Genomic DNA, 9,023 nt, shown 5'->3' with positions numbered 1-9,023 from the left:
GTAAATGAAAGTATTATGGAAGCAATTAGATTAGAGTTTCAACCGGAAATAAAAGAAAAAATATTAAAATTGTTAAGTTCGTTTTCTTCAGAGGAACTTAAAATAATTCCGGAAGATTCAGGATTTGAAGAGGATAAGAGAAAATTGCAAAGTGCGTACGATAAATTAAAAAGTGGTAAAACTAAATTTTACACTTTTGAAGAACTTGATGATATTTTGGAAAAAACAATTTCAAAGTATGAAAGTTAGTTTTACCAGTGAATTTATGGTAATGCTTAACGAGCAAGTTGCTTATATAGCTAGAGATAAACCCAAAGCCGCAAGAAATTTTAAAACCGACTTACTAAAAAAACTTAAAAATGACCTTGTGAAACCTTTTCATTTTAGAAAATCGGTTTATTTTAATTCTGAAAAAATAAGAGACTATGTTTTTAAAGGATATGTCTCTGTTTATGAAGTAGATGAGTGCAAGGATATGGTTTTTGTATTTGGTTTTATAAAACACAAAGATTCTCTTTAAATTTGTACGTTTCCTTTCTATCTTTGTTAAAAATTCAAAAATGCCAAGAATTCTTTCTATAGACTACGGACAAAAACGTACCGGAATTGCTGTTACTGATGAAATGCAGATTATTGCTTCAGGTTTAACAACAATACCAACCAATACCCTTATTGATTTTCTGAAAGACTATTTTGCAAAAGAAAAGGTTGAAGCCGTTTTAATCGGCGAGCCCAAACAAATGAATGGTCAGCCATCAGAGAGTGCTTCAGTTATTAAAGGATTTGTAACTCATTTTACCAATATTTTTCCTGATATGAAAGTAGTTCGTGTCGACGAACGTTTTACGTCTAAAATGGCTTTTCAAACAATGATAGATAGCGGACTCAGTAAAAAACAGCGTCAGAACAAAGGTTTGATCGATGAAATTTCGGCTACAATTATGCTTCAGGACTATCTTTCGTCAAAACGTTTTTAACACCCAATCTTTTAGCTTTTTATTTTTTAGAAAAACATAACTTTTATCATGCAATTTTAGTTTTTTTTTGCAATTATAAAAAGTACCTTTGCACTTTAAAAATAATACTGTTATGTCTGACAAAACAATACGTTCTAATAGTGAAGTAGTGCTTATTGGAGCGGGAATTATGAGTGCCACTCTTGGAGTAATTTTGAAAGAATTACAACCTGATATAAAAATTGAAATTTACGAAAGATTAGATGTTGCTGCCGCAGAAAGTTCAGATGCATGGAATAATGCAGGAACGGGGCATTCTGCCTTTTGTGAATTAAATTACACTCCTGAAAAGGCTGACGGAAGTATTGATCCGAAAAAAGCGATAAGTATTGCGGAATCTTTTGAGATTTCACGCCAGTTCTGGTCCTATTTAGTAGAACAGAAAAAGGTACCATCTCCTGATAATTTTATTAAAAGTGTTCCTCACATGAGTTTTGTTTGGGGAGAAAAAAATGTAGCGTATCTTAAAAAGAGATTTGAAGCATTACAAAACAATCCTATTTTTTCTCAAATGGAATTTAGTTCCGATTTTGAGCAGTTAAATAAATGGATGCCGCTTGTTATGGAAGGCAGAGATGCTAACGAGAAACTGGCAGCTACCCATATGGAAATAGGTACCGATGTGAATTTTGGGGCTTTAACCAGAAGCATGTTCAATTATTTAGCGACACTTGATGGTGTTTCTTTGCACTTTAATCATGAAGTTAAAAAACTAAAACAACGTGAAGATAAATCATGGCGTATCAAAATCACCGATCTTGCTACCGGCGATGTAAGAAAAGCTTATACTAAGTTTGTATTTATCGGAGCGGGTGGAGGTTCATTGCCTTTATTAGAAAAAGCAAATGTACCGGAAGGAGATGGCTACGGAGGTTTTCCGGTAAGCGGACAATGGTTAAAATGTACCAATCCGGAGGTAATTGCAAAGCATCAGGCAAAAGTTTACGGAAAAGCAAGCGTTGGAGCGCCTCCAATGTCTGTACCACATATCGATACCCGTGTAATTGATGGCGAAAAAGCATTGCTTTTTGGTCCGTTTGCAGGGTTTTCAACACGCTTTTTGAAAAATGGTTCTTACTTAGATTTACCATTATCTATAAAACCGAACAACTTAATTCCAATGTTGTCAGCAGGATATCATAATATTCCTTTGACTAAATATTTGATTGAGCAGGTACGTCAGTCTCCTAAAGACAGAATGAAAGCATTACGTGAGTATTTGCCAACAGCACGTTCTAAAGACTGGAAACTGGAAAGAGCCGGACAACGTGTTCAGGTAATTAAAAAAGATGAAAACGGTGGCGGAGTTTTAGAGTTTGGTACCGAAGTAATTAGTACACACGACGGAAGCCTGGCGGTATTATTAGGAGCTTCTCCGGGAGCGTCAACTGCAGTAGGTATTATGGTTGATTTGATCAGCAGATGTTTTACCAATCAGGTGAAAACACCGGAATGGCAGTCAAAAATGAAAACGATGATTCCTTCCTATGGTCAGACTTTAAATGATAAACCGGAACTTTTAGCCGAGCTTAGAAAACATACTTCTGAAGTTTTACGATTAAAAAATAGTTAAACTATAAATCATTTTGAATAAAAATATAATATCCTCACATTTTTTTGCAAAGGAAATGTGAGGATATTTGTGTTTTAAAAAGATATGATCGACCAATTTGTGGTTGGATAAGTTTTGAAAAATGATAAGTGAATGAGGGATAAGATAAATTACTTAAAAAAGGGTTTTAAGAATTGAAGTTTTAAAATTTTTATTATTCAAATTAATAAAGAAAACAGGAATTAAAAAATAAAATGCTATTATGAAAAAGTTGATTGTATGGATTATTTTGTTTGTGGTACAGATTGGTTTTGCACAAAATACTTTTCCATTTCCAGAGACTGGTCGGGTAGGTATTGGGACTACTTCGCCAACAGCTTTACTACAGGCGCAAAGCACAATAGATACTTTTGTTGCACATTTTAGTGGTAATAACTTGTCAAATGGTGTTGCTGTTGGAACATCTGCAGAAAATACGGGTATTATTCAGGGGTATTCAAAGACTTTTAGTACTACAAGTAATATCGCCCTTCAGCCATATAGTGGAAATTTAGGGGTTGGGGTAGTCAATCCAATGCAAAAATTAGAGGTAGGTGGGAGTGGATTGTTTAATGGAAGAGTAATCAGTACCATATCAGGAGATATAGGGGGTGAAATTTTAATAAATAACCCTTTAAAAACGGCTAATGGTACTGCAAAATCGTGGGGTATCTTTAATATGACTGGTGGTTATGGTAATAGTTTGCAATTCTGGGCCTATGATAATTTAGGCTGTGCTGCTGGAGGATTATGTACCAATCGTTTTATTATAATGGATAATGGAAATGTTGGTATTGGGGTTTTGAATCCAAATAATAAATTGGATGTAAAAGGTATAATTCATTCTCAGGAGGTAAAAGTTGATATGTTAGGCTGGTCAGATTTTGTATTTAAAAAAGGATATAATTTGCCAACCCTTGAAGAAGTTGAGAAGCATATAGCCGAAAAAGGACATCTCGAAAATATTCCAAGTGAAGAGGAAGTTTTGAAAAATGGTATTGTGCTGGGTGAAATGAATGCAAAACTACTTCAGAAAATTGAAGAGCTTACTCTGTATATGATTGAAATGAAGAAAGAAAATGAAAGAGTTAAAGGTGAAAATATTCAAATGAAAAAAAATCAGACAGAGCTAGAAAAGAGAATAATCAAACTTGAGAGAAAGCAGGAATAAAACAAATCCAGATGAATTAATCTGGATTTGTTGCTTTAAATTCCTTTGTAATTTTTAAAATCTTCTCAGCCAGATTGCTCATCCAGATCAATTGCTCGATTACCATTTGAGCTTCCTGCATCTTGGCTTGTCGTGTTTCCTTGTCCAGATCATCATCTGCAGCAAGACGTTTGAAGTTAACACGTTTGAGTTCTTCAAACTGTAAAGTCACATCTTCCTTATCAAAATAAGTATCATTTATGATCTTTTCATTTCTTAAAGCAGCAATTGCGTGATCCAGATTGGAAAGAATCGTTTTTATGATGTAATTAAAAGATTCCGAAGCAGAAGTGGTTTGGTGTGACTGGATATAAGTTGATAGCGAGGCTAACGCTGATAATATAGAATGGTTAAGCACCACCAGTTTATTAACCAATGGAAGTGTTTTTTGCTTCGATTTAGGCTCCTGCATCATTCGCTGAAAGGAAGTCATGAGGTTACCAACCTCAACAAAAGCATTTTTTCTGGATAATCGGTATGAAGTAGGAACCTCGCCTTTTTTATTGTAGAAATCGGCAATTTCCTTCAGATAATTTCGATTAGCGCGAATCGAATTTTCAATATGTATAGGGGTATTGATAAATTCCCAGGCCGGCCATAGAAACTGATTGGCTAAAAATGCTAAAATAGCTCCCGCGAGTGAGTCGAGAATTCTAAACTGAATCACTTCAACCACATTTGGAGCTAAAATTCCATAAATAAAAACCACGTACATCGTAACAAATGTTGCGCTTATCTTGTAGTTAATTTGTGTAAACGAAATACCAAGAAGCATACAAACAATAGAGAATATACTCAGTACAACGTGATTTTGTACCAAAGAAACGATTCCGAATGCTAATAATCCTCCTAAAATAGTACCGAAAATTCGATTATAGGAGCGCTCTTTCGTTAAACCGTAACCCGGACGCATGATCACCACAATGGTAAGTAAAATCCAATACACGTTTTGAAACGGAAGAAATTTTCCAATCACAAAACCAATTAAAATAGTGGTTGTCAGTCGTATGGAATGTCTGAAAATAGAAGAAGAGTAGGATAAATTCTCAATCAAAGTACGCAATGGGTAATATTGAGGCGTTAGGAATTTCTCCAGCTCCTTATCCTTGTCTTTTAATTTATAAGATTGCATCGCAAGTGAAAAAGCACGTTGGATGGTTTTGATTTTTCCCACCTGATTTTTAGCGTACTTCAGCATATTGGTCAACATGAGTACACCTTCGGCAGCTTCTTCTTTGCCTAAAGTTTTTTCATAGTCAAAAATGGCAAACTCCAATGCATCAAGCTCATTCTTTAAATCATTCTTGTCAACATATACACTGATGTTGTGTACATTTTTAGACAGTTTTTTTAAGGTAGAGGCTAATTTATAAGCTACATTCTGATAGGTTCGAAGCACTTCGGGATGTGCGGCAAATTTTTCATGCAGTTTATCGTGGTCAAAAGAAGTGTATAAGGCCAGTTCCTGAATCTCAACCAGAGTGATAAAAACAAGCAGCATCTTTCGATTCTGACTGGTAGCTCCCGAGGTATTTTGATTGCCAATAAGCATCTTTCTTAAATCCTCATGAATCAGGTTGAGTTCTACCTGAGCGCTTAATTGTTTCTCAATAATGGCTTTTCTGTTGGCTTCGGGATTCCATAAATCCCCTCTGAGTTTTAAATATTTGGCCGTTAGTTTTATGCCTTCAGCAATTTGAAGTTCAACATATTTGTACGGCTGTACAAAGTGAAAGACCAATGATACAATAAGATATAAAATTCCACCTATAAAAATAAAACCCGAATATTCAAAAGCTTCCCAGCCTTCATGCAAATGGCCAAACGATAAGGAAATTGACAACAAAGCAGAAAACGAAACCAGAGTAGCACGCTGACCATATACTGAAATCATTGAACATAAAAACAATAGAAAGCCTAAAAAAGGATAAAACAAAAAGGGATACGGATAAGCAAGATTTACCAGCAAGTTTACTCCCGAAACGATAAAGGAAGCCACAATAAGTCCTTTTATTTTATGGCTTAAAGAACTCGGAATATCACTGGGATACGTATAAAAAGCCCCCAAAGCGATAGTAAAACCGATTTCGAAGTGTCCGAGAAAGTTCAGAATTAAGACAGGAACAACCGAAGCAATAGTTACTTTTGAGGCATTTAAAAAAGAAGTACTGTTGGTAAATTTCGAGATACGGTCAAACATATATGAAGGTTTACAAACAAAGGTAAGAATTGTACGAATTAATTTGGCATAATTATGGATGAGTTTTTGGCGAGATTGTAAAAAATGACATATAATAGCCCTTTCGAATTATTCATTGACTATTTTTTACTATTTTTGCCAGCTGAATTAAGAGAATTAAATTCAGTGTTTTTCAGTAGATAATGCATTAAAATATTACAAATGATTTTACCAATTGTAGGATATGGTGATCCTGTTTTAAGAAAAGTGGGTGAGGCAATTACGCCAGATTATCCAAACCTAAAAGAAACAATAGCAAACATGTATGAAACCATGTACAACGCTTTAGGGGTTGGACTTGCTGCGCCTCAGGTAGGCGTGCCTATTCGTTTGTTTGTTATTGATACAACTCCTTTTAGTGATGATGAGGATCTTTCTTCAAGTGAGCAGGAAGATTTAAAAGGTTTCAAAAAAACTTTTATCAATGCTAAGATTTTGAAAGAAGAAGGAGAGGAGTGGAGTTTTAATGAAGGTTGTTTGAGTATTCCGGATGTTCGCGAAGATGTTTACAGAAAACCTACCGTTACAATTGAATATTGTGAAGAAGATTTCGTAATGAAAACCGAAGTTTTTGACGGGTTGGTAGCCAGAGTCATTCAGCACGAATACGATCATATTGAAGGAGTTTTGTTTACAGATAAGATCTCTTCTCTAAAGAAACGTCTGATCCAGAAAAAACTAAAAAACATTACCGAAGGCAAGACATTTCAAGAGTACAGAATGAAATTTTTTGCTGCAAAAAAAGGAAGATAGTATTCTAAAGTATGAATTTAGAATCAAAGAAATATAATAAATCAAATTCTTAATACTAATTTTAATAAACATGAATTTAGAGAAAATTTTAGCCATTTCTGGGAAACCAGGTTTATATGTATTGAAAGTGCAAACTCGTACAGGTTTTGTGGCAGAATCATTAGCAGATGGAAAAAAAATCACAGTAAACTTAAAAAGTAATGTAAGTTTATTATCAGAGATTTCAATTTATACTTACGAAGGCGAAAAACCATTAACAGAAGTAATGCAACGTATTGCTACTAAAGAAAATAAAGGTCAAGCCATTTCTCATAAAGAAGATAATGCTACATTATCCGCTTATTTTAAAGAAATTTTGCCTGAATACGACGAAGAAAGAGTTTATCCTTCAGATATTAAAAAAGTATTAAACTGGTACAATACCCTTCAGGCGAAAGGTTTGGTAACAGATTTAGCTCCTGCTGCTGTTGAAGCTGTTGAAGAAGCTCCGGTTGCTGAAGAAAAACCAAAAAAAGCAGCTGCTCCTAAAAAGGCAAAAGCGAAAAAAGAAGAGTAATAGTTTACAACCTTCTTTTAAGGTTCTAAGTGACTAAGTTCATTTTAGATTGTTAAAAAATGGTTAGACTCAGGATCTTAGAACCTCAGAATCTTAGAACCTAAATACTTCAAAATATATTAATCCTGTTGAGATGTTTTCTTAACAGGATTTTTTACTTTTACACCAATCGTTACAACCCGGATAAAATTTCAAAAATGAGCAAAGAACTTCAACTTAAGGCCTTCGAAAGATTACTAATTATTATGGATGAACTTCGTGAGCAATGTCCGTGGGATAAAAAACAAACTTTGCAAACACTTAGGCATCTTACCATCGAAGAAACCTATGAGTTGGGTGATGCTATTTTAGACAATGATTTAAATGAAGTAAAAAAAGAACTGGGTGATTTGCTGTTGCATATTGTTTTTTATGCGAAAATAGGCTCTGAAACCAACGATTTTGACATGGCAGATGTGTGTAACGAAATCTGTGATAAACTCATTCACCGTCATCCTCATATTTACAGCGATACTAAAGTTAAAGACGAAGAAGAAGTAAAACAAAACTGGGAAAAGTTAAAGCTGAAAGAAGGTAAAAAATCAGTTTTAGAAGGAGTTCCGAGAAGTTTGCCGGCATTAGTAAAAGCCAGTCGAATTCAGGACAAAGTAAAAGGAGTTGGTTTTGATTGGGAAGAATCGCATCAGGTTTGGGACAAAGTTCAGGAAGAACTGGAAGAATTGCAAGTGGAAGTAAAAGCAGGGGATCAGGACAAAATAGAGGCCGAATTTGGAGATGTTTTATTCTCTATGATCAATTACGCCCGTTTTTTAAATGTAAATCCCGAAGATGCTTTGGAACGTACTAATAAAAAATTCATCAAGCGTTTTCAGTATCTGGAAAGCAAAGCAGCAGAGATGGGAAAACCTTTGATGGATATGACGTTGGCCGAAATGGATGTTTTTTGGAACGAAGCTAAAAAGCAGTAATTATTCTGCCAGCCTTTTTAAGGCTTTGATGTCCTGAAGTTTGATTTTTTTGCCTACTAATTCAATTAAATTCAGTTTGTTAAAATCCGATAACAATCGAATACAGCTTTCTGTGGCCGTACCTATGATACCCGCCAGCTCTTCTCTTGTAAGCTGAACTTTCAGGGTATTATCTGCATTCTCACCAAAATCATCATGCAACTGCAGCAAAGTTTCGGCTAAACGCTGTTTCACCGTTTTTTGTACCAATGCAATTTTATCGTTTTCAGATTCTTTTAAATCCTCACAAACTGACTGCATTAAATTCATAGAGAACTGATTGTTGTTATTGAAAAAGTGAAGAATTTCGGCTTTCGGAATAAAACATACTTCCATATCAGCAACGGCTTTGGCTGTTAAGTTAGCAGGTTCATTGCTGATCATAGAACGCTGACCTAAAAGCTCTCCTGATTTTACCAGTTTTACAATTTGATCTTTTCCGTTGGCACTTAATTTAGAAAGTTTTCCAACACCGTCTTTTACACAATAAACTCCATTCGTAACTTCACCTTCTTCAAAAAGGGCATCCCCTTTTTTAATCGTGTAAGTTGTTTTGCTATTCGCCAGTTTCACAACCTCGTCTTTATTGAGTGCTTTTAGAGAAGAAAGCTGTCTTACGATACATTGGTCACATTTATTCATAGCAAAAAT

The 9,023-nt window shown here is 34.8% G+C and carries 10 protein-coding genes; 8 read left to right on the top strand and 2 right to left on the bottom strand.

The annotated features are described in order from the left end of the window. The 5 genes from B0A80_RS20135 to B0A80_RS20115 all read left to right on the top strand — a co-directional run. On the top strand, positions 1 to 249 hold a 249-nt coding region (locus B0A80_RS20135), incomplete at its 5' end, for a hypothetical protein (protein ID WP_233430790.1). After that, entirely contained in the window at positions 239 to 520 is a 282-nt protein-coding gene (locus tag B0A80_RS20130) for a type II toxin-antitoxin system RelE/ParE family toxin (protein WP_089078449.1), read from the top strand. The genes B0A80_RS20135 and B0A80_RS20130, both read left to right, overlap by 11 nt. A gap of 40 nt (positions 521 to 560) precedes the next feature. Next, positions 561 to 977, top strand: a complete 417-nt coding sequence (gene ruvX, locus B0A80_RS20125) for a Holliday junction resolvase RuvX (protein WP_070906723.1) — start codon at positions 561 to 563, stop codon at positions 975 to 977. Between the two features lie 112 nt (positions 978 to 1,089). Continuing rightward, positions 1,090 to 2,589, top strand: coding sequence for a malate:quinone oxidoreductase (locus B0A80_RS20120; protein ID WP_070906722.1), 1,500 nt, complete (start codon positions 1,090 to 1,092; stop codon positions 2,587 to 2,589). 241 nt (positions 2,590 to 2,830) lie between these two features. Beyond that, positions 2,831 to 3,778 (top strand): hypothetical protein, encoded by a 948-nt coding sequence (locus B0A80_RS20115; RefSeq protein WP_089078448.1) that lies wholly within the window; start codon positions 2,831 to 2,833, stop codon positions 3,776 to 3,778. Between the two features lie 16 nt (positions 3,779 to 3,794). On the opposite strand, the gene B0A80_RS20110 is transcribed toward B0A80_RS20115, so the two are convergent. Beyond that, on the bottom strand, positions 3,795 to 6,017 hold the full coding sequence (locus tag B0A80_RS20110; protein WP_089078447.1) for an FUSC family protein: 2,223 nt from the start codon (positions 6,015 to 6,017) through the stop codon (positions 3,795 to 3,797). Between the two features lie 201 nt (positions 6,018 to 6,218). Here B0A80_RS20110 and def point away from each other — a divergent pair, with 201 nt between their 5' ends. From def to mazG, 3 genes are all read left to right on the top strand, one after another. Then, positions 6,219 to 6,809: a peptide deformylase gene (gene def, locus B0A80_RS20105; protein ID WP_017498326.1), complete on the top strand. Its 591-nt coding sequence runs from the start codon at positions 6,219 to 6,221 to the stop codon at positions 6,807 to 6,809. A gap of 70 nt (positions 6,810 to 6,879) precedes the next feature. Further along, on the top strand, positions 6,880 to 7,365 hold the full coding sequence (locus B0A80_RS20100; protein ID WP_070906719.1) for a DUF5606 family protein: 486 nt from the start codon (positions 6,880 to 6,882) through the stop codon (positions 7,363 to 7,365). A gap of 197 nt (positions 7,366 to 7,562) precedes the next feature. After that, positions 7,563 to 8,333 carry a nucleoside triphosphate pyrophosphohydrolase gene (gene mazG / locus B0A80_RS20095; protein WP_017498328.1) on the top strand — a complete coding sequence of 257 codons (771 nt, stop codon included), beginning with the start codon at positions 7,563 to 7,565 and terminating at the stop codon, positions 8,331 to 8,333. On the opposite strand, the gene B0A80_RS20090 is transcribed toward mazG, so the two are convergent. Continuing rightward, positions 8,334 to 9,014, bottom strand: a complete 681-nt coding sequence (locus B0A80_RS20090; RefSeq protein ID WP_070906717.1) for a Crp/Fnr family transcriptional regulator — start codon at positions 9,012 to 9,014, stop codon at positions 8,334 to 8,336. Positions 9,015 to 9,023 lie beyond the last annotated feature (9 nt).

It is taken from the genome of Flavobacterium tructae, from assembly GCF_002217475.1.
Taxonomy (GTDB): domain Bacteria; phylum Bacteroidota; class Bacteroidia; order Flavobacteriales; family Flavobacteriaceae; genus Flavobacterium; species Flavobacterium tructae.
Note: the sequence above shows the minus strand (reverse complement) of the source record. Positions and strands in the feature narration are given on the sequence as shown.

Coding starts and splice junctions, on each gene's coding strand:
- B0A80_RS20100 (WP_070906719.1), top strand. CDS start 6,880: ATGAATTTAGAGAAAATTTTAGCCATTTCTGGGAAACCAGGTTTATAT.
- B0A80_RS20090 (WP_070906717.1), bottom strand. CDS start 9,014: ATGAATAAATGTGACCAATGTATCGTAAGACAGCTTTCTTCTCTAAAA.
- B0A80_RS20110 (WP_089078447.1), bottom strand. CDS start 6,017: ATGTTTGACCGTATCTCGAAATTTACCAACAGTACTTCTTTTTTAAAT.
- B0A80_RS20115 (WP_089078448.1), top strand. CDS start 2,831: ATGAAAAAGTTGATTGTATGGATTATTTTGTTTGTGGTACAGATTGGT.
- ruvX (WP_070906723.1), top strand. CDS start 561: ATGCCAAGAATTCTTTCTATAGACTACGGACAAAAACGTACCGGAATT.
- mazG (WP_017498328.1), top strand. CDS start 7,563: ATGAGCAAAGAACTTCAACTTAAGGCCTTCGAAAGATTACTAATTATT.
- def (WP_017498326.1), top strand. CDS start 6,219: ATGATTTTACCAATTGTAGGATATGGTGATCCTGTTTTAAGAAAAGTG.
- B0A80_RS20120 (WP_070906722.1), top strand. CDS start 1,090: ATGTCTGACAAAACAATACGTTCTAATAGTGAAGTAGTGCTTATTGGA.
- B0A80_RS20130 (WP_089078449.1), top strand. CDS start 239: ATGAAAGTTAGTTTTACCAGTGAATTTATGGTAATGCTTAACGAGCAA.